The organism is Streptomyces kunmingensis, from assembly GCF_039533535.1.
Lineage (GTDB): Bacteria > Actinomycetota > Actinomycetes > Streptomycetales > Streptomycetaceae > Streptomyces > Streptomyces kunmingensis.
The window spans coordinates 38,059-63,312 of record NZ_BAAATS010000010.1; the positions used below are offsets into that span (position 1 = coordinate 38,059).

Here is a 25,254-nt window from a genome sequence, read left to right on the forward strand (position 1 = left end):
CACGGGCGCTCCGGGCCGCACGGGTGACCCCGGGGCGAAGGCGCCCCGTACCCTTGAACGGTGAGCACCCCTGACCCCCAAGGCCCCCTGTTCGGCGCCGCCGACATCCGCGAGCTGGCCGCCGCCCTCGGCGTCCGCCCCACGAAGCAACGCGGCCAGAACTTCGTCATCGACGCCAACACGGTCCGCCGGATCGTCCGCACCGCGGAAGTCACCGCGGACGACGTGGTCGTCGAGGTCGGCCCGGGCCTCGGCTCGCTCACCCTCGCGCTGCTCGACGCGGCCCGGCACGTGACCGCCGTAGAGATCGACGACACGCTCGCCGCCGCGCTGCCCGCCACGATCGCGGCCCGCCTCCCAGCCAAGAAGGACGCCTTCGACCTGGTCAACATGGACGCGATGCAGGTGACCGCGCTCCCGGGCCCGGCCCCGACCGCCCTCGTCGCGAACCTCCCGTACAACGTCGCGGTCCCCGTCCTCCTCCACATGCTCGACAGCTTCCCGACCATCGAGCGCACCCTCGTCATGGTCCAGGCCGAGGTCGCCGACCGGCTCGCCGCCGGCCCCGGCTCGCGCGTCTACGGCGTCCCGTCCGTCAAGGCCAACTGGTACGCGCAGGTCAAGCGCGCGGGCAGCATCGGGCGCAACGTGTTCTGGCCCGCGCCCAACGTCGACAGCGGCCTCGTCGCCCTGGTCCGCCGGGACGAGCCGGTCGCCACGACCGCGTCCAAGGAAGAGGTCTTCGCCGTCGTCGACGCCGCGTTCGCCCAGCGCCGCAAGACGCTGCGCGCGGCGCTCGCCGGATGGGCCGGTTCGGCCGCCGCGGCCGAGGCGGCGCTCGTCGCGGCCGGAGTGTCGCCGCAGGCGCGCGGCGAGGCCCTGACGGTCGAGGAGTTCGCGCGGATCGCGGAGGCCAAGCAGTGACATCGGTGACCGTACGCGTCCCCGCCAAGGTCAATGTCCAGCTCGCGGTGGGCGCCGCCCGCCCCGACGGCTTCCACGACCTGGCCAACGTCTTCCTCGCCGTCGGCCTGTACGACGACGTGACGGTCGAGCCCGCGGACTCCCTGACCCTGACCTGCACGGGTCCGGGGTCCGACCAGGTCCCCCTCGACCGTACGAACCTGGCCGCGCGCGCGGCGATCGCCCTTGCCGAGCGGCACGGGCTCGGCGACCCGAAGGTCCGTATCCACATCGCCAAGGGCATCCCCGTCGCGGGCGGCATGGCGGGCGGCTCCGCGGACGCGGCGGGCGCGCTCGTGGCCTGTGACGCGCTCTGGGGGACCCGGGCCTCGCGCGAGGAACTCCTCGACATCTGCGCCGAGTTGGGCAGCGACGTGCCGTTCAGTCTGGTCGGCGGGGCGGCGCTCGGCACCGGACGCGGCGAGAAGCTGCAACTCCTCGACGTGGGCGGGCAGTTCTGGTGGGTCTTCGCCGTGGCGGACGGTGGCCTGTCCACACCCGCGGTGTACCGGGAGTTCGACCGGCTGACCCCCCGGGCCCCGGACCCCGTCGCGTCCCCCGCCCTCCTGGACGCCCTGCGCACCGGCGACGTACGGGCCCTGGCCGCGACCGTCACCAACGACCTCCAGCCCGCCGCCCTGTCCCTCTTCCCGTCCCTGCAGGCAACCCTCGACGCGGGCACGTCCGGCGGCGCTCTGGCGGCCCTGGTCTCGGGCTCGGGCCCGACGACCGCCTTCCTGGCGGCGGACGAGGCGGCCGCGCATCGGATCGCCGACGCACTGGCCACCTCCGGAACCTGCCGGACGGCACGGGTGGCTCCTTCGCCCGCGCCGGGCGCCGCCCGCGTTTTCGAGGCCTTCTAGCGAGGTCCCGGCCTCCCCCCGCGTACTCACCCCGGACCTGAGTAGCCGGACGCTGTCGCGGTGGGCGCCGGGCGCGCGACGCTGCCGTTCATGAAGAACACCCGCCCGCCCGCGGGACGGCGCCGCCGCCGTCTGCGCCGCGCCGCGCTTCCCCTCGGCACGGTCGCCCTGTTCGGCCTGCACGCCGCCATGGCCTCCCGCGGCCACCCGCTCCCGCCGCCCGCCCTCGGCCAGGGCCGGATCGCGCGGCCCCGCGAGGTCGCTCCGCTGGTGCGGGGAGTTTCGGGGCGGGTGCGCCACCGCCGTGACCGGCCGTAGCAGCTCCGCGGCCGGTCACGGCCGGTGGGGCTTCTCGCGCAGTTCCGCGCCCCTGAGGCATACGGCTTCGCCACAGCCCCAGGAGGGCGCGTGTCTCGCGCTGCCCCACGAGATGGCGCACGCAGTGCGCATCTCAGGGGCGCGGGGAACTGCGCGACCAGCCCCCGCCGGCCCGCACCCGGCAACGCACCCGCGACCCCCACGGCGCGAAGCCCACCCCAAGACCCCGACTACGCTGGAGTACAGGTACCCCCGCGGCAGGAGCGAAATGGCAGTCAATCTGGTCAACGTCGAGAACGTCACGAAGGTCTTCGGCACACGGGCCCTGCTCGACGGCGTCTCCCTCGGCGTTTCGGAAGGCGACCGGATCGGTGTGGTCGGCCGGAACGGGGACGGGAAGACGACCCTGATCCGGATGCTCGCCAAGCTGGAGGAGGCCGACACCGGACGGGTCACGCACAGCGGCGGCCTGCGCCTGGGCGTACTCACGCAGCACGACTCCCTCGACCCGGCGGCGACCGTCCGGCACGAGGTGATCGGCGACCTCGCCGACCACGAGTGGGCGGGCAACGCCAAGATCCGCGACGTGCTGACCGGACTCTTCGGCGGCCTCGACATGCCGGGCTTCGAGCAGGGCCTCGACACGGTCATCGGCCCGCTCTCCGGCGGCGAGCGGCGCCGTATCGCGCTGGCGAAGCTGCTCATCGACGACCCCGACCTGCTCATCCTCGACGAGCCCACCAACCACCTCGACGTGGAGGGCATCTCCTGGCTCGCCCGCCACCTCCAGGCCCGCCGCTCCGCGCTCGTCTGCGTCACGCACGACCGCTGGTTCCTCGACCAGGTCTGCACCCGCATGTGGGACGTGCAGAAGGGCGACGTCTACGAGTACGAGGGCGGCTACTCGGACTACGTGTTCGCCCGCGCCGAGCGCGAGCGGATCGCCGCGACCGAAGAGACCAAGCGGCAGAACCTGATGCGCAAGGAGCTGGCCTGGCTGCGCCGCGGCGCCCCCGCCCGCACCTCCAAGCCCCGCTACCGCATCGAGGCCGCCAACGAACTCATCGCCGACGTCCCGCCGCCGCGCGACACCAGCGAGCTGATGAAGTTCGCGAACGCCCGGCTCGGCAAGACCGTCTTCGACCTGGAGGACGTGACCGTCCAGGCCGGCCCGAAGGTGCTGCTCAAGCACCTCACCTGGCACCTCGGCCCCGGCGACCGCGTCGGCCTGGTCGGGGTGAACGGAGCGGGCAAGACGTCCCTGCTGCGCGCCCTCGCCGACGCCGCCCGCACGCGGGGCGAGGAGCAGCCCGTCGCCGGGAAGATCGTCGTCGGCAAGACGGTCCGGCTCGCCTATCTGTCGCAGGACGTGACCGAACTGCCCGCCTCGCTGCGGGTCCTGGAAGCCGTCCAGCAGATCCGTGACCGCGTCGACCTGGGCAAGGGCCGCGAGATGACCGCGGGCCAGCTGTGCGAGCAGTTCGGGTTCAGCAAGGAGAAGCAGTGGACTCCCGTGGGGGACCTGTCCGGTGGTGAGCGGCGCCGCCTCCAGCTGCTGCGTCTTCTCATGGACGAGCCGAACGTCCTCTTCCTCGACGAGCCGACGAACGACCTCGACATCGAGACCCTGACGCAGCTGGAGGACCTGCTCGACGGCTGGCCGGGCTCCATGGTCGTGATCTCCCACGACCGGTTCTTCATCGAGCGCACCACCGACAACACGTACGCGCTGCTCGGCGACGCCACCCTGAGGATGCTGCCGCGCGGCATCGAGGAGTACCTGGAGCGCAGGCAGCGGATGATCGACGCCGCCTCCCCGGCACCGGCCGCGGCCCCCGCGGGCGCCGCGAAGTCCGGCCCCTCCGCCGCCGACTCCCGTGCCGCCAAGAAGGAACTGCAGAAGATCGAGCGGCAGATGGACAAGGTCTCCGCCAAGGAGAGCAAGCTGCACGCGCAGATCGCCGAGAACGCCACGGACTTCGGCAAGGTCGCCGGGCTCGACGCCGAGCTGCGGGAACTGGTGGCCGAGCGCGAGGACTTGGAAATGCGCTGGCTGGAACTGGCCGACGATGCGTGAAGGCCTCGTGTAGGCGCGTAACGGACGCATCACGGGCCGGTCCACCCTTGGGAACAGGGGCTCGACCGGCCCTTCGCATGGGTGTCCAGAGTGATAGAAAGGGCGGCTGGGGGCGGCCTGAGCGCACCCGTGACCGACCTGAGAAAGTCCGGAAACCACCCAGGCGTGCCGGTACATCAGCAGTGACAAGGGGGGAGCGCTGATGACTCAGCCGCCCAGCCAGCCGCCGTCCGGTGGCTTCGGAGCACCACAAGATCCACAGAATCCACAGGATCCACGGAACTCTCAGCCGTCGTCGCCGGGCTCACAGCCGGCCCCGACGCCACCTCCGCCGGCCGCGCCACCGGCCGGTCCGCCGCAGACGCCTCCGCCGGCCGGTCCGCCGCAGACGCCTCCGCCGCCGCAGCCCGGTTACGGCTACCCCCAGGAACAGCAGCCCGGCCCCTACGGCCAGCAGCAGCCCGGCCCGTACGGCCAGCCGCAGCAGCCGGGACCGTACAACCAGCCGCCGCAGCAGCCGGGCCCCTACGGCCAGCCGCAGCAGCAGCCCGGCCCGTACGGCTACCCCCAGCAGCCGGGCCCGTACGCCCAGCAGCCCGGCCCCTACGGGCAGCAGCCGCAGTACGGCTACCCGCCGCAGCAGCCGCCGCCCCCGCCGGGCGGCAACGGCAACGGCGTCAAGCGCAGGACCTGGGTGATCGCGGCCGCGGCCGTGGCCCTGGTGGTCGTCGCGGGCGCCGTCGTCTTCGCCGTGGTCGGCAGCAACGACGACGAGGACGGCAAGAAGGACACCGCCGGCAAGAACAAGGACCCCAAGACGTCCGCGTCCGCGCCGGTCGACCCGGGCGACGGCCAGGGAGACGGCCACGGCGGCGAGGAGGACCTCAACGCGGGCCGCCAGGACGGCGAGTCCAAGGTCCTCTGGTACAAGACGGCCCCCAAGGTGAGCAGCGACGGTGCCAACGCCCCCGGCATGTGGATCACCGACAAGGTCGCGGTCAAGGCCGCGTACAAGGAGGTCCTGGGGTACGACATCGCGGACGGCAAGGTCAGCTGGCCCGCGATCACGCTGCCGCAGAAGATCTGCTCCGTCACGAAGACCCCGTCCGACGCCGGGAAGATCGTCGTCGCGTACATGAGCGGCACGAGTTCCCGCGCCAACTGCAACCAGGTCCAGGAGATCGACCTGGCCACCGGCGCGAAGGGCTGGACGGCGAAGATCCCCGAGCGGGAGAGCAAGGACGACTACTTCGACGGCACCGGCAACAGCATCTCGCTGACCTACGTCGGCGGCGACACCCTGATGGTCGGCCGCTCGATGTCGGGGCTCGCCCTGGACGCCAAGACCGGCGCGAAGAAGAAGTTCGCCGTCGAGCAGTACGGCACCGACTGCTTCCCCAAGGCCTACACCGGCAACAAGGACAAGCTGCTCTCGGTGGCGTCCTGCGGCGCGGGCGGCGACAAGGCGCACGAGGAGCTGCGCCAGCTCGACCCGGACACCGGCAAGGCCCTGTGGACGAAGAAGTACCCCAAGGACTGGTCGATCTCCCACGTCTACTCCGTGAGCCCGCTGGTCGTCTACGCGCAGAACGACGACAAAAAGGTGTACGACATCTCCGGGTACAAGGACAACAGCTCCGCCGCGCAGAGCCTCGGCGTCGACGGCCTCGACACCGCCTGCGGCGCCAGCTTCTCCTTCCTCACCCGGAACCTGGACGGCTGCCAGGGGGTGACCGCGGACGCCTCCACGCTCTACATCCCGACCAAGGGCAAGACGGGCGGCGCGAACGAGGTCGTCGCGATCAGCCTCACCAGCGGCAAGGAGCGCTGGCGCGCCAAGTCGCCCGAGGACCAGTCGCTGCTGCCGCTGAAGGTCGAGAACGGCGCCGTGGTCGCGTACATGGAGGCGTCGTACGGCGGCGACCCGGGCCGCGTGGTGTCCATCCCGGTCTCCGGTTCGCACACGCCGAAGACGCTGATGCAGAACCCGGCGGGCGCGGCCGAGATCGAGAGCGGCTTCTACTCGAAGGACGTCGCCTGGGTCGACGGGCGCTTCTACCTCTCCGCCACCAACCTGTCCGGCAGCGCCAAGGGCCAGCAGAAGCTGATGCTGGCGTACGGCGACTGACGTCACGCGCCCCGCGCACCTCCCGCAACTCTCCGTCCCCGTCTTCAGGCACCCCGAGGTACCCACGTCATGACGCAGCCGCCCCCGCCCCCGCAGCAGCCGCCGAACGAGCCGCCGCAGGACCCGATGCGCAAGCAGCCCGAGTCCCCGCAGGCTCCCCAGCCCCAGCCCCAGCCCCAGCCCCAGCCCCAGCCTCCGGCCGGGCCGCCCGCCGGTGGTTTCGGCGCGCCCACCCCGCCTCCGCCCGGCGGCTTCGGCGCCCCGACCCCGCCCCCGCCGCCGCAGGACGGCCCCGGATACGGCTACCCGCAGACACCGCCCCCGCCGCCGCAGGGCGCGCCGGGCTACGGCTACCCGGGCCAGCCGCCGCAGCAGCAGCCGCCGCAGGCTCCGCAGCAGCCGCCCGCGTACGGCCAGCAGCCTTACGGACAGCCGCAGTACGGCCAGCAGCCGCAGTACGGGCAGCAGCAGTACGGCTACCCGCAGCCGCCCACCACGCCGATGGCCGCGCCGGGCGGCGGTGGCGGCAAGAAGCCCTCGCCGATCGCCTGGATCATCACCGCGGCCGTCGTGGTGATCGCCCTGATCGTCGGCGCCGGGATCTTCTACGCGAGCTCCTCCGACGACGGCAAGGACGACAAGAAGAACTCCGCCGACGGCGACAAGGACGGCGGCAACGGCAAGGACGGCGGCCTCGGCGGCGCGGGCGAGGAGAAGGCCCCGGCCAGCACCTCGGCGAGCATCGCCTTCCAGCTGCCCGCGCCCGAGGTGGCCAAGGACGCCGTGTGGAGCGTGGCGGGTTCCTGGCTGACCGACTCCACGTACGCCAAGGCGGACCTCGACCAGCTCATCGGCTACGAGCCGGACTCGGGCACCAAGAAGTGGACCCTGCCGCTGTCCGGGCAGACCTGCGGCGCCTCGCCGGAGGTGACCGAGGAGGGTCTGGCCGCCGTGCTCTCCGAGGACGGCAAGCGCAAGAAGGACAAGGACTACTTCAAGTGCACCGAGGTCACGGTGTTCGACGTGAACACCGGGAAAAAGGTGTGGTCGGACAGCGTCGAGCTCAGCGGGCAGAAGATCGCGTTCAAGGAGCTGTCCATCAGCGGCACCACGCTGGCGGTCGGCGGCGGCTACGACGGTGGCGCGGCCTTCGACATCACGTCCGGCAAGTCGCTGTGGAAGCCGCAGCAGGGCAGCTGCGAGGACGTCGGCTACCGCGGCGGCGAGCAGCTCGTCGCGGTCCGCAAGTGCGGTGACTTCGACGCGGAGACGTACGAGGTCCAGGTCCTCGACCCGGCCTCGGGCAAGCCCAGATCGACGTACAAGGTCCCCGGCCAGCCCGGCAGCGTCAACCTGCTCTCGGTGTTCTCCTCCAAGCCGGTCACCTTCGGTGTCGCGCTCGGCGAAGAGGTCAAGTACACCGACGCGTTCTCGCTCGACGACACCGGCAACAAGCTGCGCGCCAAGATCACCATCGATCCGGACAAGTACGACGTCGACTGCGAGGTCGGCGAGGTGCACGGCTGCAAGGGCGTCGTCGTCGGCAACGACCGTCTGTACCTGCCCTCGGAGCAGCACGACGGCAGCGGCACCGACCAGGTCAACGAGATCGTGTCGTTCTCCCTGGCCGACGGAAAGATCACCGGTGACCGCTTCGACAGCGGCGCGGACTACGAGATCTTCCCGCTGCGCATGGACGGCGGCAACGTGCTGGCGTACAAGGACGGCCCGTACGACAAGGGCGCCCAGGTCGTCACCATCGATCCCGAGGGCGGCAAGCAGACCATGCTCCTGGAGACGCCCGGGACGCAGACCGTGCGCAGCGTGCTGAGCCGGATGGTGCCCAGGTCCTCCGAGATGCTGTACTCCAACGGCCGGCTGTTCCTGGGCAAGGCCCTGATCAGCGAGCCGTACTCGGCGGACGACAAGCAGTACGCGGCGATCGGTTTCACCGCCAAGTAGGCTGCCCGCAGAGCCGGTCGACGGCCCCGCTCCCGGTGACGGGGCGGGGCCGTCGTCATATGCGCTCCTGTACCCGCCATCGCCCCTGAAAGACGGGGATTTCAGCATTGCGGGCCGCTTCTCTCCGGTAGGGGGCGCGCAACGTCGAACAAGCGTGTAGCTTCCGGGGGATAAAAGGGGACGGGGAGTCGGGGGGCTCGCCTGTCCGTGGGGGGCCCGGGAGTCCAAAGCTGCTTCTGGGGCGATTTGGGGGGTTGGCTCAATGGGTGTGCGGCTCATGGTGGTCGACGACCACCGATTGCTCGCCGAGGCACTCGCCTCGGCCCTGAAGCTGCGCGGGCACCGGGTGCTCGCCGCGGCCGCGCCCGCCGCGGGCGCCGCCGAACTGGTCATCTCCCGGGCGCCCGAAGTCTGCCTCATCGGCACGGCGACCCCGGCGGAACCGGGCACGTTCGACCCGGTGATCCGGATCAAACGGGAGCGGCCGCAGGTGGCGGTCGTGGTCCTCGGCCCCGTCCCGTCGCCGCGGGGCATCGCCGCGGCGTTCGCGGCCGGCGCCTCCGGTTACGTACGGCACGACGAGCGCATCGAGGGCGTCGAGCGCGCCCTGATGAAGGCCAGGGCGGGCGAGGCGGCGGTGGCTCCCGCCCTGCTCCAGGGCGCGTTCAGTGAACTTCTGAACCCGGTGGCCCAGCCCGACGACGAGGGCCAGCGGCTGCTCCAGATGCTGACGCCGCGTGAGGTCGAGGTCCTGGTCCGGGTCGCGGACGGTGAGGATACGCGGCTGATCGCGGCGGGCATGGGCATCGCCCCGTCCACGGCGCGCACGCACGTCCAGCGGGTGCTGATGAAGCTGGGTGTCGGCTCCCGACTGGAGGCGGCCGCGCTGGCCGCGCGTACGGGGCTGCTGGACCGGGCGGGGCCCGTCGCCACGTCCTCGTCCTCCTCCACATCCCCGGACTCGCCAGATCCGGATTCCTGAGCTATAGTTGATCTTGTTGGTCGCCGCAACTGCGGTCGCCGGACAGTGCGTTGGTCGTCCAAGGAAGGACGCCCCGCTTCCTGCGGGGAAATGCAGGTGCAAGGCCTGCCCAGCGCTCCATCCCAAGTCCCGTACCGCTCCTGAGCGGTACGGGACTTGTGCGTTTCCCACCGTCGCGCCTTGCTCATGGACAGGGTCTCAGCCGATGGGGTTGACGAAGGTGGCCGGGCGGGTCGCGCCGCGCTGGTCGACGAGCGGGCTCCAGGGCCAGGCCAGGGTGATCGACGTGGTCTCGTCGGGCGGCGTGATGAGCGCGTAGGCGGGCGCCCAGAAGCCTTCGTCGTCGTCGGTCAGGGCGACGTTGATGGTGAAGTCGGTGCTGTCGCCCGGCTGCAGGGTGATCTTGCTGTACTTGGCCGACGAGCGGGCCAGCGACCAGCGGCCGCCCTCACCGCCCGTGGCGGGGTCCACGCCGTTCTCCGTCGCGAGGTCCACACCCGGGAAGCCGCCGATCGTGCAGGCGGCGCTGCCCTTGTTGGTCAGCAGCACGCTGGTGGTCGTCGCGCCGTCCGCGTCCGGGTCCGGGACCGCGTCGCCGCCGGTGTTGAAGGACGCCTTGAGGCCGGAGGTGTGGCAGCGCTCGATGCTCGCCTTCGTCTTCCCGCCGGTCTGGGGGCTGTTCGCCTGCTTGCCGGCGGAGTGGGCGCTGTCTGTGCCGGTGCCGGTGCCGGTGCCGCTCGCCCGGGCGTCGGAACCCTGCGCCTGGGACCCGGAGTCGGCGGACCGGTCGGCGGCCTGGTCGGCGGCCATGCCGAGGTCCGCGCGGCCCTCGGACTTCGCGCCGGTGTCCGAGCCGGAGCAGGCGGTCAGGGTCAGCCCCGCGACCGCGGTCAGGGTCGCGGCGGCGATCCGCAGGCTGCGGCGGCGGGCGGTGCGGGCGGTGGTGGTGGCGGTACGCATTTCGGGTCCCCCTGAGGCGGTCGGTGTCGTTGTTCCCTCGGTACGACCACCACTCTGCCGGGACCCGTTGGCGTCCTGTCGCCCGGCCGCTAACGCGCCGCTATCGCGGGGCAGTTGAGGCAGCGAGGAAACGGCAAGGGCCGGAGTGCGTCGCCCGTCGGCGATGCACTCCGGCCCTGTACAGCCCGTGGAGGAGGAGCTACTCGGCCTCGTCCGGCGTGGGCGGCGCCGTGGGACGCAGCTTGAGCCAGACCAGGAAGAACAGCCCCAGGGCGAGCATGCCGAGGCCCGTCCACAGGTTGATGTTGATGTCCTCGGCCTTCTTGAGGTCGGCGTCCGAGGCCGTGATGCCGGCGATGGTGACGATCACGCCGTACAGGACGAACAGGCCGCCGATGATGCGCCGGATGTCGAAGAGGCGGGCCGCCGTCGCCGACTTGGCCTCCAACTCGGAGACTTCGTTCTGGAGTTCAGACATGGTGAGGTGAGCCTCCGATCAGAGGGAGTAGGGGAGGTAGCAGAGCGCGGCCACGACGATGGCACCCCAGCCCAGCAGGGCCGGCTTGCGGTACCAGGCGTCGTCGCCCTCGGCGGGCGGCTCCTCCAGGCCCGGGGCCGTCGTGCCGTACACCAGGCCTGCCAGCTCCGCCTCCGGCTTGGGAGCCGTGAAGAGGGTGACGACCACCATGACGACGGCGCCCGCGACGAAACCGACGATCGCCGAGACGAAGTTGGCGCCCTGGTCGGTCGGGATGTCGATGACACCCTGCTTGTAGATGTAGAAGTAGTTGACCATCGCGGCCGTCGTGCCCGCGAGCAGGCCCCAGACGCCCGACTTCATGGACGCGCGCTTCCAGAACATGCCGATGATGAAGACGACGAACATCGGGACGTTGAAGAAGGAGAACAGGGTCTGCAGGTAGCCCATGATGTTCGAGAACGACGACGCGATGAACGCCGTACCGACCGACGCCACCACACCGATCGCCGTGATCAGACGGCCGAACTTCAGGTAGTACCCGTCCGGCTTGTCGGTCTTCACGTACTTGGCCCAGATGTCGTACGTGAACACGGTGTTGAAGGACGAGACGTTCGCCGCCATGCCCGCCATGAAGGCGGCGAGCAGGCCGGTCACCGCGATGCCGAGCACACCGTTCGGCAGCAGCTCCTGCATCAGGTACGGGATCGCGTCGTTGTAGGTGAGGTCCGAGCCGGGGCCGCCGATCTTCGGGACGAGCACCGCGGCGACCATGCCCGGGATCATCACCAGGAAGACGATGAAGATCTTCGGGAACGCGGCGATCAGCGGGGTGCGCTGGGCCGCCGAGAGGTTCTTGGCGGACAGGGCGCGCTGCACCTCGGCGAAGTTCGTCGTCCAGTAGCCGAAGGAGAGCACGAAGCCCAGGCCGAGGATGATCGTGAGCCAGTTCGCGCCGAGCGGGTTGGCGTCACCGATACCCGTGCCGCCCCAGGCCGACATGAAGTTGTCGCCGTGCTGGGCGGTCAGTGCGTCGCTCATGCCGCCCCAGCCGCCGACCCGCTTGAGGCCGATGATGCAGATGGGGATGAGGGCCGCCAGGATCACGAAGAACTGGAGGACCTCGTTGTAGATCGCGGAGGAGAGGCCGCCGATGGTGATGTACGCGAGGACGAAGGCACCCGCGACCACGATGGCCACCCACTGCGGCCAGCCGAGCAGCGCCTCGACGACGATCGACAGGGCGTACAGGTTGACGCCCGCGATCAGGATGGCCGCGAAGGCGAACAGGATCGAACTGAGCAGGTGTGCGGACTTGTCGAACCTCTGGAGCAGGAACTCCGGGACCGAGCGCACCTTCGAGCGGTAGTAGAACGGCATCATGACCAGGCCCAGGAAGACCATGGCCGGGATGGCACCGATCCAGTACCAGTGGACGACGGCGACGCCGTACTGTGCGCCGGTCGCGGCCATACCGAGGATCTCGGTGGCGCCCAGGTTGGCGGCGACGAAGGCGAGACCCGTGACCCAGGCGGGCAGGGAGCGCCCGGAGAGGAAGAAGTCGAGGCTCGTCTTCACCGAGCGGCGGGCCATGAAGCCGATGCCGAGGACGACGACGAAGTAGATCGCGAGGATCGCGTAGTCGAGGCCGTTGGTGGGCAGCCGTAGCCCTTCGGCCAGGGTTGTGGAGGCAGACAGTGTGGGGGACTGCATGGGAACTCGCTTCGTTGCGCGAACTGAATCAGACCGGAACCTACGCCTCAGCGTTCAATAAGTGAACACTTACCTTGATGTTCTTTGTTTGATTGTGATCGGGAGTACTCCGGAGTAGCTCGAAGTACCCCGGAGTGGCCCGGACACTCCGGACAGTGCCGTTCCCTTGACGGCCCTGTTGGCTTATGCTTTGTTGTGTTCGGTTCTGTTTGTTTGGTGCGATGAGGAGTGTCGGACGTGAAGAAGACGTCGACCCGGCTGGCTGATGGGCGCGAGCTCATCTACTACGACTCGCGCGACGACGTCGTGCGGGAGGCGGTCGACCGTCGCCCCCTCGACCGCACCGTCACCACCTCCGAGGTGCGCCGCGACCCGCTGCTCGGCGACGCGGTCGCGATCGCCTCGCACCGCCAGGGACGCACCTACCACCCGCCGGCCGACCAGTGCCCGCTCTGCCCGACCGAGGGCGACCGGCTCAGCGAGGTCCCGGACTCCTCGTACGACGTGGCCGTCTTCGAGAACCGCTTCCCCTCGCTCGCCGGTGACTCCGGCCGCTGCGAGGTCGTGTGCTTCACCTCCGACCACGACAAGTCCTTCGCCGACCTCAGCGAGGAGCAGGCGGGGCTCGTCCTGGAGGCGTGGACCGACCGGACCGCCGAGCTCTCCCACCTGGACTCCGTCGAGCAGGTCTTCTGCTTCGAGAACCGGGGCGCCGAGATCGGCGTGACCCTCGGCCACCCGCACGGCCAGATCTACGGCTACCCCTTCACCACCCCGCGCACCGCCCTGATGCTCCGCTCCGTCGCGCAGCACAAGGAGCAGACCGGCGGCCGCAACCTCTTCGCGGACGTGGTCGAGAAGGAGCTCGCGGACGGCGAGCGCATCGTCATCGACGCCGAGCACTGGGTGGCCTTCGTGCCGTACGCGGCGCACTGGCCCTACGAGGTGCACCTGTATCCGAAGCGGCAGGTCCCGGACCTGCTCGGGCTCGACGACGCCGCGCGCACAGAGTTCCCCCAGGTTTATCTGGAACTCTTGAAGCGCTTCGACCGGATCTTCGGAGAGGGCGAGCCGCCGACGCCGTACATCGCGGCGTGGCACCAGGCTCCCTTCGGCACGCTGGACGAGTTCGAGGGCGTCAACCGTGACGACTTCGCGCTGCACCTCGAGCTTTTCACCATCCGCCGCACTTCCGGCAAGCTGAAGTTCCTCGCGGGTTCCGAATCCGGCATGAGCGTGTTCATCAACGATGTGCCGCCGGAGACCGCGGCCGAGCGACTGCGAGAGGTAGCGAGCAAGTAATGGGCAAGGCCGTTCCTAAGAAGTACATGGTCACGGGTGGTGCGGGATATGTCGGCAGCGTCGTCGCCCAGCACCTGATCGAAGCGGGCCACGACGTCACGGTCCTCGACAACCTCTCCACGGGCTTTCGCGAGGGCGTGCCCGCGGGCGCGGTCTTCGTCGAGGGCGACATCCGCGACGCCGGCAAGTGGCTCGACGCCTCCTACGACGCGGTGCTGCACTTCGCCGCGTTCTCCCAGGTCGGCGAGTCCGTCGTGAAGCCCGAGAAGTACTGGGACAACAACGTCGGCGGCACGATGGCGCTGCTTGCCGCCATGCGCGAGGCGGGCGTGCGCAAGCTCGTCTTCTCCTCCACCGCGGCCACGTACGGCGAGCCCGTCTCCACCCCCATCACGGAGACCGACCCCACCGCGCCCACCTCCCCCTACGGCGCCTCGAAGCTCGCCGTCGACCACATGATCAGCGGCGAGGCGACCGCGCACGGCCTGGCCGCCGTGTCGCTGCGCTACTTCAACGTGGCGGGCGCGTACGGCAGTTGCGGTGAGCGGCACGACCCCGAGTCGCACCTCATCCCGCTCGTCCTCCAGGTCGCCCAGGGCCGCCGCGACGCCATCTCCGTCTACGGCGACGACTACCCGACGCCCGACGGCACCTGCGTGCGCGACTACATCCACGTCGCGGACCTGGCCGAGGCCCACCTCCTCGCGGTCGACGCGGCCCGCCCGGCCGAGCACCTCATCTGCAACCTCGGCAACGGCAACGGCTTCTCCGTCCGCGAGGTCATCGAGACCGTCCGCCAGGTCACCGGGCACCCGATCCCCGAGGTCAGCGCCGCGCGCCGGGGCGGCGACCCGGCGGTCCTCGTGGCCTCCGCCGCCACCGCGCGCGAGCGCCTCGGCTGGAACCCGTCCCGCGCGGACCTCGCGGGAATCGTCGCCGACGCCTGGCAGTTCGCCCAGGCACGGCCGTAGCCGTCCGGCAGTAGTCGTCACTCGTAGCAGGGGTAGGTAGTCAAGGCATGTCTGTCGCCGCACAGTTCAGTGATCTGTACGGGTACGAGCCCGCGGGGGTGTGGGCGGCCCCCGGCCGCGTCAACCTCATCGGCGAGTACACCGACTTCAACGAGGGCTTCGTCATGCCGCTCGCGCTGCCGCACACCGCGGTCGCGGCGGTGGCCAGGCGGACGGACGGCGTACTGCGTCTGCACTCCGCCGACATCGACGCCCCCGTCGCCGAACTGCGCGTCGACGAGCTGACCCCGCTGTCGAAGTACGGGCAGGGCGGCTGGGCCGCCTACCCGGCGGGCGTCGTGTGGGCGCTGCGCGACGCGGGCCACACGATCACCGGCGCGGACCTGCACCTCGCGTCCACGGTGCCGACCGGGGCGGGCCTGTCGTCCTCGGCCGCCCTGGAGGTCGTGACGGCGTACGCGCTGAACGAACTCTTCGAACTGGGCCTGAGTGGACCGGAGTTGGCGGTCCTCGCGCAGCGCGCCGAGAACGTCTTCGTCGGTGTCCCGTGCGGCGTCATGGACCAGATGGCGTCCGCGTGCGCGACCGAGGGCCACGCGCTGCACCTGGACTGCCGCGACCTGTCGATCCGCCAGGTCCCGTTCGACCTGTCGGCGCAGGGCCTCCAGCTCCTCGTCGTCGACACCCGCGTCAAGCACGAGCTGGGCGACGGTGCGTACGCGGAGCGGCGCGCGGGCTGCGAGGAGGGCGCCCGCGTCCTCGGCGTCTCGCACCTGCGCGATGTCGCGTACGCCGAACTGGCCGACGCGCTGGGCAAGTTGGAGGAGTCGGGGGTGGACGAGAAGGTCGTCCGCTACGTCCGGCACGTCGTCTCCGACGACCACCGTGTGGAGCAGGTCATCGACCTCCTCGACACCGGCCGGTCCTCCGACGTACGCGCCATCGGCCCGATCCTCACCGAGGGCCACACCTCGCTCCGTGACGACCTGCGCATCTCCTGCCCGGAGCTGGATCTCGTCGTCGCCACGGCCAACGCTTCCGGCGCGCTCGGCGCCCGGATGACCGGCGGCGGCTTCGGCGGCTCGGCGGTCGTCCTGGTGGAGAGCGCCGACGCGGACGCCGTCACCAAGTCGGTCCTGTCGGCCTTCCAGGAGGCCGGTTACACGGCCCCGCGCGTGTTCCCCGCGGTGCCGTCGCCGGGCGCTCACCGGGTGGCCTGAACCGAGCGGGTTCAGCCCAATCGCTTCGTCAGCGTGAATTCTTTGACCCCCGGTGGGTAGTCCGGCACGACGGCGACCACGTCGTAGCCGTGCTGCCGGTAGAAACCGGGGGCCTGGAAGTCCCAGGTCTCCACACGGGAGTTGACGCAGCCGCGCTCCTCGAGGGCGACGCGCTCCGCCTCCGCGAGCAGCCGCGAGCCGAGGCCCGCGCCGCGGTGCTGGTCGGCGACCCAGAGCAGGTTCACATGCAGCCAGGTCGCCCAGGTGTGGCCGTCGAGGCCCGCGGCGAGGGAGCCGTCTTCGGCGAGCGCCCACACCTGTAACGGGGTTTCGCGCTCGGCCGCGGTGCCGCGCAGGTCGCGCAGGGCGGGGGACGCCGCCCGGTTGGCGTCCTGAAGCAGCGACCGGAGCAGAAGGCCGCGCTCTTTGTCGACTTCTGTCTCGATACGAAACATGTGTCTCACCATAAACGCGCCGGACAGTCGTCGACCGGCCAACGGGTAACCAGTTCTGTGAATTGGCTTCCCCTCATGGCCCGCGGCCCTACTCTGAGGGACAACACCGGTGGGGGCCGGTGTTGATCAGGGGGCGAGACAGCCGGGTACGACGCCCGGAGTGGGGGTAGCGGTTCCGGCACGGCGGCGGCCGTGCGGCCGCGGTGACCCGCACCCCGGGCGCCGTACCCGCGTTGATCCATCTCCCGACGATGGGGTACCCCCGCACTCAGCGAGAGTGTGGGGAAGGGGGTTATCACGTGGTTCGTATCCGGGTTCTGGTCGTCGACGACCATCGCATCTTCGCCGAGTCCCTGGCCGCGGCGCTCGCCGCCGAGCCGGACGTCGACGTGTCGGCCGCGGGCAGCGGCCCGGCCGCCCTGCGCTGCCTCGACCGGGGGGCCGCCGAGGGGCGCAGATTCGATGTGCTGCTTGTCGACGCCGACCTGGGCGCGGCGTCCATGCAGGGCATGCGTCCACCGACCGTCGTGCCGGACGGTCCCGCGCAGGAAGGGCTCGTCGACGGCATCTCGCTGGTGGCGGGCGTCCGTTCGGGCCAGCCGGCCGTGCGTACGGTCGTGCTCGCCGAGCGGGACGATCCGCGCCGCGCGGCGCTCGCGCTCCAGGCGGGTGCCTCCGGCTGGGTCGCCAAGGACTGCTCCCTCTCGCGCCTGTTGACCGTCATACGAGGGGTGCTGCGCGACGAGACGCATCTGCCTCCGGCGCTGCTGACGGGCGTACTGCGGGAGTTGACCGCGGCCCGCAAGCACCGCACCGAGTCCGAGCGGCTCGTCGAGTCGCTCACCCCGCGCGAGCGGGAGGTTCTGCGGTGCATGGTGGCGGGGCTCGGCCGTAAGGCTGTGGCCGAGCGGTTGTTCCTGTCGCCGCATACGGTGCGGACGCATATGCAGAACGTGCTCGGGAAGCTGGGTGTGCACTCCACGCTGGCCGCGGTTGCGCTTGCGCGGCGGGCGGGTGTGGGGCCGGTCGATCTGGAGGCGGCCAGCTAGGCCCTGCGGGGTGCGGTTCGTGTTGATGGGTGCGGCCCGGTGGGGCTTCTCGCGCAGCCCCCGCGCCCCTGAGAGCTACGCGCCGTAGGGGTGGCGGACTGTTCGTGGCTGCGCGCTCGTCGCGGTTGCTCGCGCAGTTCCCCGCGCCCCTGAAGCATGCGGCTTCGCCGCAGCCCCAGGAGGGCGCGTCGCACGCGCCCCTGAAGACGGCGCACGAAGTGCGCCTCGCAGGGGCGCGGGGAACTGCGCGACCAGCCCACACCGGCCCGCAGCCGGAGAACTATCAGGGGCGCGGGGAACTGCGCGAGAAGCCCCCACCGGCCCGCAGCCGCGCACCCGTGGCGCCGGGGCGGGGCCCGTCAACCCGGGATGTTGTCGAACGGGGCCGTCAACTGGCGGAGCAGAGACGCCAGTTCCCCCCGCTCGGAGCGAGAGAGCTCCGCCAGAATCGCCCGCTCCTGCGCGAGCAGCCCCGCCAGCGCCTGATCCGCCCGGTCCCGCCCCTCGGGGGTCAGCCGCACCAGGACACCACGCCGGTCACTGGGATCCGGCAGCCGCTCGACGAGGCCCTTCTTGGTGAGGCGGTCGATACGGTTGGTCATCGTGCCTGACGTCACCAGCGTCTGCGTGAGGAGCTGCCCGGGTGAGAGCTGATACGGCTCCCCGGCGCGGCGCAGCGACGTGAGGACGTCGAACTCCCACGGCTCCAGCTGATGCTCGGCGAACGCGAGGCGGCGGGCGCGGTCGAGATGGCGCGCGAGCCTGCTGACCCGACTGAGCACCTCGAGGGGCTCCACGTCGAGGTCGGGGCGCTCCCGGCGCCACGCTGCGACCAGACGGTCGACCTCGTCCTCCATGGCGATCAGTGTAGAGGGTGTGTCGATGTGAAGTCTCTTGAGATCGAGTTTCTTGACATCGAGATATACCGTTCGGAATCCTGGTCCCATGACGACGAGCTCACCCACCTGGGACCCTCAGCAGTACCTCCGGCACGCCGGCCACCGCGGCCGCCCCTACGCGGACCTGCTCGCCCGCGTCCCCGCCCTGCCCCGTGAACCCGCCCGCATCGCCGACCTCGGCTGCGGCCCCGGCAACCTCACGGCGCTGCTCGCCGAGCGCTGGCCGGCCGCGCACATCACCGGGTACGACAACTCACCCGAGATGCTGGAGCGGGCCGAGCCGTACGCGGGGCCGACAGGCGGCGGCGGCCGCCTCGACTTCGCGCACGCCGACCTGACGCGCTGGACGCCCCCGGAGACGTACGACCTGATCGGGTCCAACGCGACGCTCCAATGGGTCCCGGACCACGCCGACGCCTTCCCCGCACTGCTGGACGCGCTCACGCCCGGCGGCACCCTCGCCTTCCAGGTACCCGGTAACTTCGAGGCGCCCAGCCACGTCCTGATGCGCGAACTCGCCGAGTCCGAACGGTGGCGGGACCGGCTCGCCGGTGTGCTGCGGCACGCCGACGCCGTACTCACCCCCGCCGCCTACCTGGAACGGCTCGCGGACCTCGGCTGCGCGGTGGACGCCTGGGAGACGACGTACGCGCATCTGCTGACCGGCGACGACCCGGTCCTGGACTGGGTGAAGGGAACCGGCCTGCGGCCCGTACTCACCGCCCTCGCGGACGACCCGCAGGCCCGCGACGCGTACGTCACCGCCTACCGCGACCTGCTGCGCGAGGCCTACCCGGCGACCCCGCACGGCACCGTGCTGCCCTTCCGCCGGATCTTCGTGGTCGCGGTCAAGCCCGCCTGACCGAGGCCCCGGACCGCCCTAACTCTTCCGGTGACCTATCAGGCGGGGCCTGGGCTCCAGCCCGTCGAGGCCGTGCCACGCCAGGTTCACCAGATGCGCGGCCACCTCCGCCTTCTTCGGCTTGCGCTCGTCCAGCCACCACTGACCCGTCAGCGCGACCATGCCGACCAGTGCCTGCGCGTACAGCGGCGCGAGCTTGGAGTCGAAGCCGCGGGCCTTGAACTCGCGGCCCAGAATGTCCTCGACCTGCGTCGCGATATCGGAGATCAACGACGCGAAGGAGCCCGTGGACTGCGGGATGGGGGAGTCGCGGACGAGGATGCGGAAGCCGTCCGTGTACTCCTCGATGTAGTCGAGCAGCGCGAACGCCGCCTGCTCGCACAGCTCGCGCGGATGCCCGGCCGTCAGGGAACTGGTCACCATGTCCAGGAGCTGGCGCATCTCCCGGTCCACGACGACCGCGTACAGCCCCTCCTTGCCGCCGAAATGCTCGTAGACCACCGGCTTGGAGACCCCGGCCTTCGCCGCGATCTCCTCCACCGACGTGCCCTCGAAACCCTTGGCGGCGAAGAGAGTGCGTCCGATCTCCAGCAGCTGCTGGCGGCGCTCGGCCCCCGTCATCCGCGTACGGCGCACACGCCGTGGCTTGTCGGGCCGGTCACTGCTCGCGCTGCTGGAGGTGCTTGAGTCGGTCGCCACGCTTCCCATCATGCCGTGCCGCCCCTACCCGGCGTCGGCGACCTCGGCCTCGACCGTGCGGCGCGCGGCGATCCGCTCCTTCGACGGCCAGCGGACGTCGGACGCCCAGCCCAGTTGTTCGAACCAGCGGATGAGGCGGGCCGAGGAGTCGACCTGGCCGCGCAGCACCCCGTGCCGCGCCGACGTCGGGTCGGCGTGGTGCAGGTTGTGCCAGGACTCGCCGCAGGACAGGACGGCCAGCCACCACACGTTGCCCGAGCGGTCGCGGGACTTGAAGGGGCGCTTGCCGACCGCGTGGCAGATCGAGTTGATCGACCACGTCACGTGGTGCAGCAGAGCCACCCGTACGAGGGAGCCCCAGAAGAACGCGGTGAACGCGCCCCACCACGACATCGTCACCAGGCCGCCGACCAGCGCGGGCAGGAACAGCGACAGCGCTGTGAAGAGGATGAACTGGCGGGAGACCGCCCGCAGCGCCGGGTCCTTGATGAGGTCGGGCGCGTACTTCTCCTGCGAGGTCTGCTCCTCGTCGAACATCCAGCCCATGTGCGCCCACCACAGGCCCTTCATCAGGGCCGGCACGGTCTCCCCGTACCGCCACGGCGAGTGCGGGTCACCCTCCGCGTCGGAGAACTTGTGGTGCTTGCGGTGGTCCGCGACCCAGCGCACCAGCGGCCCCTCGACCGCCATCGAACCGGCGACGGCGAGCGCGATGCGCAGCGGGCGCTTCGCCTTGAAGGAGCCGTGCGTGAAGTAGCGGTGGAAACCGATCGTGATGCCGTGGCAGCCGAGGTAGTAGAAGAAGACGAGCAGCCCGAGATCGAGCCAGCTGACCCCCCAGCCCCAGGCCAGCGGCACCGCCGCGACCATCGCGAGGAACGGCACGGCGATGAACAGGAGCAGCGTGATCTGCTCGACGGAGCGCTTCTGCTCACCGCCCAGCGTCGCCGACGGCGCGGGCGTCGGGGTCGTGGTGGATCCGGGCGCCCCCTCCGGGGCGTCTTCGATCACATCGGAACGGGTGGCCATGAAAGTCCCCTGTACGTCGAGGTCCGGGAGGTCGAGAGGATCGGGAGGTCGTGAGGATCGGGGGATGGAAGTGATTCGGAGGGTTGAGAAGGGCCGAGTCCGGTGAGGAGATCAACGGAGATCCGCGGACAGAGTGTCTTCGTTGTTCCTACGGTTCCGTAACTTACGGGGTCGTAAGCACGGCAGCGCGTATCCGGGCGCCACGAGGCCCCGGGCGGTGCCGGGAGCGCCGGCACATATCCTTGGAAACGGTCGGACAGCGCGGTCCGCTCTGAATCTCCACCCGGGACTTCTACCCGGTTCCGGGGACTCCTCCCTCCAGACGAGCTTCACCACTGCAAGGAGCCGCACCTGTGAGCAGTGCCGACGATCAGACCGATGCGACGAGAACCAGTGCCGAGCTGCGCGCCGACATCCGCCGACTCGGCGATCTGCTGGGCGAGACCCTCGTCCGGCAGGAGGGGCCCGAGCTCCTCGACCTCGTCGAGAAGGTCCGCCGCCTGACGCGCGAGGACGGCGAGGCCGCCGCCGAACTGCTGCGCGGCACCGAACTGGAGACGGCGGCCAAGCTGGTCCGCGCCTTCTCCACGTACTTCCACCTGGCCAACGTGACGGAACAGGTGCACCGTGGCCGCGAGCTGCGCGCCAAGCGCGCCGCCGAGGGCGGTCTGCTGACCCGCACCGCGGACCGCCTCAAGGACGCCGACCCGGACCACCTGCGCGAGACCGTGCAGCACCTGAACGTGCGCCCCGTCTTCACGGCCCACCCGACCGAGGCCGCCCGCCGCTCCGTGCTGAACAAGCTGCGCCGGATCGCCGAGCTCCTGGAGACGCCGGTCCTGGAGACCGACCGCCGCCGCTACGACACCCGGCTCGCCGAGTCCATCGACCTGGTGTGGCAGACGGACGAGCTGCGGGTCGTGCGCCCCGAGGTCACCGACGAGTCGCGCAACGCGATCTACTACCTGGACGAGCTGCACGCGGGCGCCGTCGGCGACGTCCTGGAGGACCTCACCGCCGAGCTGGAGCGCGTCGGCGTCACCCTCCCGGAGGAGACCCGCCCGCTGACCTTCGGCACCTGGATCGGCGGCGACCGCGACGGCAACCCGAACGTCACCCCGCAGGTGACCTGGGACGTCCTGATCCTCCAGCACGAGCACGGCATCAACGACGCGCTCGCCCTCATCGACGAGCTGCGCGGCTTCCTGTCGAACTCGATCCGCTACACCGGCGCCACCGAGGAGCTGCTCACCTCGCTCCAGTGCGACCTGGAGCGGCTGCCGGAGATCAGCCCCCGCTACAAGCGGCTCAACGCCGAGGAGCCCTACCGGCTCAAGGCGACCGCGATCCGCCAGAAGCTGGAGAACACCAAGGAGCGGCTCGCCAGGAACACGCCGCACGTCGAGGGCCGCGACTACCTCGGCACCGCCGAACTCCTGCGCGACCTCACCCTCATCCAGACCTCGCTGCGCGAGCACCGCGGCGGCCTCTTCGCCGACGGCCGCATGAACCGTACGATCCGTACGCTCGCCGCGTTCGGTCTGCAGCTGGCCACGATGGACGTACGCGAGCACGCGGACGCCCACCACCACGCCCTCGGTCAGCTCTTCGACCGGCTCGGCGAGGAGTCCTGGCGCTACGCGGACATGCCCCGCGACTACCGCGGCAAGCTGCTCGCCAAGGAGCTCCGCTCGCGGCGGCCCCTCGCGCCGACCCCGGCGCCGCTCGACGCGGACGGCGAGAAGACCCTCGGTGTCTTCCACACGGTGGCCAAGGCCCTGGACGTGTTCGGGCCCGAGGTCATCGAGTCGTACATCATCTCGATGTGCCAGGGCGCCGACGACGTCTTCGCCGCGGCCGTCCTCGCCCGCGAGGCCGGGCTCATCGATCTGCACGCCGGCTGGGCGAAGATCGGCATCGTGCCGCTCCTGGAGACGACGGACGAGCTCAAGGCCGCCGACACGATCCTGGAGGACATGCTCTCCGACCCGTCCTACCGGCGCCTCGTCGCGCTCAACGGGGACGTGCAGGAGGTCATGCTCGGCTACTCCGACTCCTCGAAGTTCGGCGGCATCACGACGAGCCAGTGGGAGATCCACCGCGCCCAGCGCCGGCTGCGCGACGTCGCCCACCGCTACGGCGTGCGCCTGCGCCTCTTCCACGGCCGCGGCGGCACCGTCGGCCGTGGCGGCGGCCCCTCGCACGACGCGATCCTCGCCCAGCCCTGGGGCACCCTCGAGGGCGAGATCAAGGTGACCGAGCAGGGCGAGGTGATCAGTGACAAGTACCTGGTGCCGTCGCTGGCCCGGGAGAACCTGGAGCTGACCGTCGCGGCCACCCTCCAGGCCTCCGCCCTGCACACCGCGCCGCGCCAGTCGGACGAGGCGCTGGCCCGCTGGGACGCCGCGATGGACGTGGTGAGCGACGCGGCCCACACCGCGTACCGCAAGCTCGTCGAGGACCCGGACCTGCCCTCGTACTTCCTCGCGTCGACGCCGGTGGACCAGCTCGCCGAACTGCACCTGGGCTCGCGGCCCTCCCGCCGCCCCGGCTCGGGCGTCTCCCTCGACGGCCTGCGCGCCATCCCGTGGGTGTTCGGCTGGACGCAGTCGCGGCAGATCGTGCCCGGCTGGTTCGGTGTGGGCTCCGGTCTGAAGGCGCTGCGCGAGGCGGGCCTGGACTCGATGCTCGACGAGATGCATGAGCGCTGGCACTTCTTCCAGAACTTCATCTCGAACGTGGAGATGACGCTGGCCAAGACGGACCTGCGGATCGCCCGGCACTACGTCGACACGCTCGTCCCGGACAACCTCAAGCATGTCTTCGAGGCCATCGAGGCCGAGCACGAGCTGACCGTCCGCGAGGTCCTGCGGATCACGGGCGAGAGCGAACTGCTCGACGCGCACCCGGTGTTGAAGCAGACCTTCGACATCCGCGACGCCTACCTCGACCCGATCTCCTACCTCCAGGTCGCTCTGCTCAAGCGGCAGCGCGACGCGGCCGCCGCGGGCCAGGAGCCGGACCCGATCCTGGGCCGGGCCCTGCTGCTCACGGTGAACGGTGTGGCGGCGGGCCTGCGCAACACCGGCTGATCCCCGCTCAGCCCGCTAGAAGCTGACGGCGACGAAAGTGGCCGTCAGCAACGCGAAACCGGCGCCTCCCGTGATCCACGTGAGGCGCCGGTTTCGCATTCCGCCCGCGATCACGACCGACGCGAGCAGCAGCGCGCCGCCCAGCGGCACCCAGGCATGCAGAAAGCCGGCGGTGCCCGCGCGCACCGCCGACGTGGAACTCGGTTTGAGGACGACGGGGAAGCTCGCGCCCTTCGTCTCCCCGATCGAGCGGTCGATGGTCACGCTCGCGTGCCGCACGGCGGTCGGCGACCCGGGGGCGAAGGGCCCCGTGCAGGTGTCGTGAGTGCACCGCGTCACCGTCATCGTGCCGCGTTCGCGGCCCGTCGGGAACGTCACGTGCTGCGCCGCGCCCCACGACGCCCAGACGCCGGCGGTCAGCAGCAGCGCGGCGAGCGCCGCCGCGGCGACCTGACGGGTGACCGAGACCGCTGAGACAGCTGAGGCCGCAGAGAACATGGCGGGGATCCTTGGCCATGACCCCGCGCAGGGTCAATTCCGGCCGAGTACAAGTCCGTACAGGTCAGGAGTTGTACGTCGACTGCGCGCGCTCCAGGCCTTCGAGGACGAGCGCTTCGGCCGCGTCGGCCGCCCGGTCCACGAAGTAGTCCAGTTCCTTGCGCTCCGCCGACGAGAAGTCCTTCAGGACGAAGTCCGCGACCTGCATCCGCCCCGGCGGCCGGCCGATGCCGAACCGCACCCGGTGGTAGTCGGGGCCCATCGCCTTGGTCATCGACTTCAGCCCGTTGTGCCCGTTGTCGCCGCCGCCCAGCTTCAGGCGCAGCACCCCGTAGTCGATGTCCAGCTCGTCGTGGACGGCGACGATGCGCTCGGTGGGCACCTTGTAGAAGTCGCGCAGCGCCGTCACCGGGCCGCCCGAGACGTTCATGTACGACATGGGCTTCGCCAGGATCACGCGCCGGTTCGCCGGCCCGGGCGGACCGATCCGGCCCTCCACGACCTGGGCCTGGCCCTTCGTCGCGCGCTTGAACTTGGCGCCCATCCGCCGTGCCAGCAGATCCGCCACCATGAAACCGACGTTGTGCCGGTTCATCGCGTACTCGGGCCCGGGGTTGCCGAGCCCGGCGATCAGCCAGGGGGCGTTCTCGTCGGACATGCCTCTTCCTCCGCTAGAGATAGCTGTACGGGGTGGTGGGCCGTGCCCACCACCCCGTACAGCAGGTCATACGACG

The 25,254-nt window shown here is 70.8% G+C and carries 22 protein-coding genes; 13 read left to right on the forward strand and 9 right to left on the reverse strand.

Annotation, left to right across the window (positions count from 1 at the left end; all coding sequences use genetic code 11):
* The first annotated feature begins 60 nt into the window (after nt 1-60).
* The 7 genes from rsmA to ABD366_RS13850 all read left to right on the forward strand — a co-directional run bounded on the left by rsmA (nt 61) and on the right by ABD366_RS13850 (nt 9,293).
* Nucleotides 61-924 carry a 16S rRNA (adenine(1518)-N(6)/adenine(1519)-N(6))-dimethyltransferase RsmA gene (rsmA, locus tag ABD366_RS13820; protein ID WP_324771389.1) on the forward strand — a complete coding sequence of 288 codons (864 nt, stop codon included), beginning with the start codon at nt 61-63 and terminating at the stop codon, nt 922-924.
* Nucleotides 921-1,826 (forward strand): 4-(cytidine 5'-diphospho)-2-C-methyl-D-erythritol kinase, encoded by a 906-nt coding sequence (locus ABD366_RS13825; protein WP_324771388.1) that lies wholly within the window; start codon nt 921-923, stop codon nt 1,824-1,826. Before rsmA ends, ABD366_RS13825 begins: the two co-directional genes overlap by 4 nt.
* Nucleotides 1,827-1,916: 90 nt before the next feature.
* A complete protein-coding gene (locus tag ABD366_RS13830; RefSeq protein ID WP_324771387.1) occupies nt 1,917-2,144 on the forward strand; it encodes a hypothetical protein in 228 nt (75 codons plus the stop codon).
* Nucleotides 2,145-2,412: 268 nt separating this feature from the next.
* Nucleotides 2,413-4,221, forward strand: coding sequence for an ABC-F family ATP-binding cassette domain-containing protein (locus ABD366_RS13835; protein WP_324771386.1), 1,809 nt, complete (start codon nt 2,413-2,415; stop codon nt 4,219-4,221).
* A 202-nt stretch (nt 4,222-4,423) separates the two neighbouring features.
* The gene (locus ABD366_RS13840) at nt 4,424-6,349 is read left to right on the forward strand and encodes an outer membrane protein assembly factor BamB family protein (protein ID WP_324771385.1); all 1,926 of its coding nucleotides are present in this window, start codon (nt 4,424-4,426) and stop codon (nt 6,347-6,349) included.
* A 69-nt stretch (nt 6,350-6,418) separates the two neighbouring features.
* Nucleotides 6,419-8,311, forward strand: a complete 1,893-nt coding sequence (locus ABD366_RS13845; RefSeq protein ID WP_324771384.1) for an outer membrane protein assembly factor BamB family protein — start codon at nt 6,419-6,421, stop codon at nt 8,309-8,311.
* A 262-nt stretch (nt 8,312-8,573) separates the two neighbouring features.
* Nucleotides 8,574-9,293, forward strand: a complete 720-nt coding sequence (locus ABD366_RS13850) for a helix-turn-helix transcriptional regulator (RefSeq protein WP_324771382.1) — start codon at nt 8,574-8,576, stop codon at nt 9,291-9,293.
* Nucleotides 9,294-9,491: 198 nt separating this feature from the next.
* On the opposite strand, the gene ABD366_RS13855 is transcribed toward ABD366_RS13850, so the two are convergent.
* The 3 genes from ABD366_RS13855 to ABD366_RS13865 all read right to left on the reverse strand — a co-directional run bounded on the left by ABD366_RS13855 (nt 9,492) and on the right by ABD366_RS13865 (nt 12,444).
* Nucleotides 9,492-10,253 (reverse strand): DUF4232 domain-containing protein, encoded by a 762-nt coding sequence (locus ABD366_RS13855; RefSeq protein ID WP_324771381.1) that lies wholly within the window; start codon nt 10,251-10,253, stop codon nt 9,492-9,494.
* Between the two features lie 199 nt (nt 10,254-10,452).
* Nucleotides 10,453-10,731, reverse strand: coding sequence for a hypothetical protein (locus ABD366_RS13860; RefSeq protein ID WP_324771380.1), 279 nt, complete (start codon nt 10,729-10,731; stop codon nt 10,453-10,455).
* Nucleotides 10,732-10,749: 18 nt separating this feature from the next.
* Complete coding sequence (locus ABD366_RS13865; protein WP_324771379.1) at nt 10,750-12,444, reverse strand: sodium:solute symporter family protein; 1,695 nt, start codon at nt 12,442-12,444, stop codon at nt 10,750-10,752.
* A 237-nt stretch (nt 12,445-12,681) separates the two neighbouring features.
* On the opposite strand from ABD366_RS13865, the gene galT reads away from it, so the two are divergent.
* The 3 genes from galT to galK are packed head-to-tail and all read left to right on the forward strand — an operon-like array spanning nt 12,682 to nt 15,937.
* A complete protein-coding gene (galT, locus tag ABD366_RS13870; RefSeq protein ID WP_324771378.1) occupies nt 12,682-13,746 on the forward strand; it encodes a galactose-1-phosphate uridylyltransferase in 1,065 nt (354 codons plus the stop codon).
* Nucleotides 13,746-14,717, forward strand: a complete 972-nt coding sequence (gene galE / locus ABD366_RS13875) for a UDP-glucose 4-epimerase GalE (protein WP_324771377.1) — start codon at nt 13,746-13,748, stop codon at nt 14,715-14,717. Before galT ends, galE begins: the two co-directional genes overlap by 1 nt.
* Before the next feature lie 47 nt (nt 14,718-14,764).
* A complete protein-coding gene (galK, locus tag ABD366_RS13880) occupies nt 14,765-15,937 on the forward strand; it encodes a galactokinase (RefSeq protein ID WP_324771376.1) in 1,173 nt (390 codons plus the stop codon).
* An 11-nt stretch (nt 15,938-15,948) separates the two neighbouring features.
* On the opposite strand, the gene ABD366_RS13885 is transcribed toward galK, so the two are convergent.
* Nucleotides 15,949-16,392, reverse strand: a complete 444-nt coding sequence (locus tag ABD366_RS13885; protein WP_324771375.1) for a GNAT family N-acetyltransferase — start codon at nt 16,390-16,392, stop codon at nt 15,949-15,951.
* 299 nt (nt 16,393-16,691) lie between these two features.
* Between ABD366_RS13885 and ABD366_RS13890 the strand changes: the two genes are divergently transcribed.
* Entirely contained in the window at nt 16,692-17,441 is a 750-nt protein-coding gene (locus tag ABD366_RS13890; RefSeq protein WP_324771374.1) for a response regulator transcription factor, read from the forward strand.
* Between the two features lie 359 nt (nt 17,442-17,800).
* Here ABD366_RS13890 and ABD366_RS13895 read toward each other — a convergent pair whose 3' ends face one another.
* Complete coding sequence (locus ABD366_RS13895) at nt 17,801-18,298, reverse strand: MarR family winged helix-turn-helix transcriptional regulator (RefSeq protein ID WP_324771373.1); 498 nt, start codon at nt 18,296-18,298, stop codon at nt 17,801-17,803.
* Between the two features lie 88 nt (nt 18,299-18,386).
* On the opposite strand from ABD366_RS13895, the gene ABD366_RS13900 reads away from it, so the two are divergent.
* On the forward strand, nt 18,387-19,202 hold the full coding sequence (locus ABD366_RS13900; protein ID WP_324771372.1) for a trans-aconitate 2-methyltransferase: 816 nt from the start codon (nt 18,387-18,389) through the stop codon (nt 19,200-19,202).
* 18 nt (nt 19,203-19,220) lie between these two features.
* On the opposite strand, the gene ABD366_RS13905 is transcribed toward ABD366_RS13900, so the two are convergent.
* Nucleotides 19,221-19,913 carry a TetR/AcrR family transcriptional regulator gene (locus ABD366_RS13905; RefSeq protein WP_324771371.1) on the reverse strand — a complete coding sequence of 231 codons (693 nt, stop codon included), beginning with the start codon at nt 19,911-19,913 and terminating at the stop codon, nt 19,221-19,223.
* A gap of 12 nt (nt 19,914-19,925) precedes the next feature.
* Nucleotides 19,926-20,930 (reverse strand): acyl-CoA desaturase, encoded by a 1,005-nt coding sequence (locus ABD366_RS13910; RefSeq protein WP_324771370.1) that lies wholly within the window; start codon nt 20,928-20,930, stop codon nt 19,926-19,928.
* 353 nt (nt 20,931-21,283) lie between these two features.
* Here ABD366_RS13910 and ppc point away from each other — a divergent pair, with 353 nt between their 5' ends.
* Nucleotides 21,284-24,022 (forward strand): phosphoenolpyruvate carboxylase, encoded by a 2,739-nt coding sequence (ppc, locus tag ABD366_RS13915; RefSeq protein ID WP_324771369.1) that lies wholly within the window; start codon nt 21,284-21,286, stop codon nt 24,020-24,022.
* Between the two features lie 15 nt (nt 24,023-24,037).
* Here ppc and ABD366_RS13920 read toward each other — a convergent pair whose 3' ends face one another.
* Both ABD366_RS13920 and pth read right to left on the reverse strand, forming a co-directional pair.
* On the reverse strand, nt 24,038-24,520 hold the full coding sequence (locus ABD366_RS13920; RefSeq protein WP_324771368.1) for a hypothetical protein: 483 nt from the start codon (nt 24,518-24,520) through the stop codon (nt 24,038-24,040).
* 64 nt (nt 24,521-24,584) lie between these two features.
* Nucleotides 24,585-25,178, reverse strand: a complete 594-nt coding sequence (pth, locus tag ABD366_RS13925; RefSeq protein WP_324771367.1) for an aminoacyl-tRNA hydrolase — start codon at nt 25,176-25,178, stop codon at nt 24,585-24,587.
* Nucleotides 25,179-25,254 lie beyond the last annotated feature (76 nt).

Excerpts from the sequence above, each read along its gene's own strand:
- ABD366_RS13830 (WP_324771387.1), top strand. The coding sequence starts at position 1,917 with ATGAAGAACACCCGCCCGCCCGCGGGACGGCGCCGCCGCCGTCTGCGC.
- ABD366_RS13835 (WP_324771386.1), top strand. The coding sequence starts at position 2,413 with ATGGCAGTCAATCTGGTCAACGTCGAGAACGTCACGAAGGTCTTCGGC.
- ABD366_RS13840 (WP_324771385.1), top strand. The coding sequence starts at position 4,424 with ATGACTCAGCCGCCCAGCCAGCCGCCGTCCGGTGGCTTCGGAGCACCA.
- ABD366_RS13845 (WP_324771384.1), top strand. The coding sequence starts at position 6,419 with ATGACGCAGCCGCCCCCGCCCCCGCAGCAGCCGCCGAACGAGCCGCCG.
- ABD366_RS13850 (WP_324771382.1), top strand. The coding sequence starts at position 8,574 with ATGGGTGTGCGGCTCATGGTGGTCGACGACCACCGATTGCTCGCCGAG.
- ABD366_RS13855 (WP_324771381.1), bottom strand. The coding sequence starts at position 10,253 with ATGCGTACCGCCACCACCACCGCCCGCACCGCCCGCCGCCGCAGCCTG.
- ABD366_RS13860 (WP_324771380.1), bottom strand. The coding sequence starts at position 10,731 with ATGTCTGAACTCCAGAACGAAGTCTCCGAGTTGGAGGCCAAGTCGGCG.
- ABD366_RS13865 (WP_324771379.1), bottom strand. The coding sequence starts at position 12,444 with ATGCAGTCCCCCACACTGTCTGCCTCCACAACCCTGGCCGAAGGGCTA.
- galE (WP_324771377.1), top strand. The coding sequence starts at position 13,746 with ATGGGCAAGGCCGTTCCTAAGAAGTACATGGTCACGGGTGGTGCGGGA.
- galK (WP_324771376.1), top strand. The coding sequence starts at position 14,765 with ATGTCTGTCGCCGCACAGTTCAGTGATCTGTACGGGTACGAGCCCGCG.
- ABD366_RS13885 (WP_324771375.1), bottom strand. The coding sequence starts at position 16,392 with ATGTTTCGTATCGAGACAGAAGTCGACAAAGAGCGCGGCCTTCTGCTC.
- ABD366_RS13895 (WP_324771373.1), bottom strand. The coding sequence starts at position 18,298 with ATGGAGGACGAGGTCGACCGTCTGGTCGCAGCGTGGCGCCGGGAGCGC.
- ABD366_RS13900 (WP_324771372.1), top strand. The coding sequence starts at position 18,387 with ATGACGACGAGCTCACCCACCTGGGACCCTCAGCAGTACCTCCGGCAC.
- ABD366_RS13905 (WP_324771371.1), bottom strand. The coding sequence starts at position 19,913 with ATGATGGGAAGCGTGGCGACCGACTCAAGCACCTCCAGCAGCGCGAGC.
- ABD366_RS13910 (WP_324771370.1), bottom strand. The coding sequence starts at position 20,930 with ATGGCCACCCGTTCCGATGTGATCGAAGACGCCCCGGAGGGGGCGCCC.
- ABD366_RS13920 (WP_324771368.1), bottom strand. The coding sequence starts at position 24,520 with ATGTTCTCTGCGGCCTCAGCTGTCTCAGCGGTCTCGGTCACCCGTCAG.
- pth (WP_324771367.1), bottom strand. The coding sequence starts at position 25,178 with ATGTCCGACGAGAACGCCCCCTGGCTGATCGCCGGGCTCGGCAACCCC.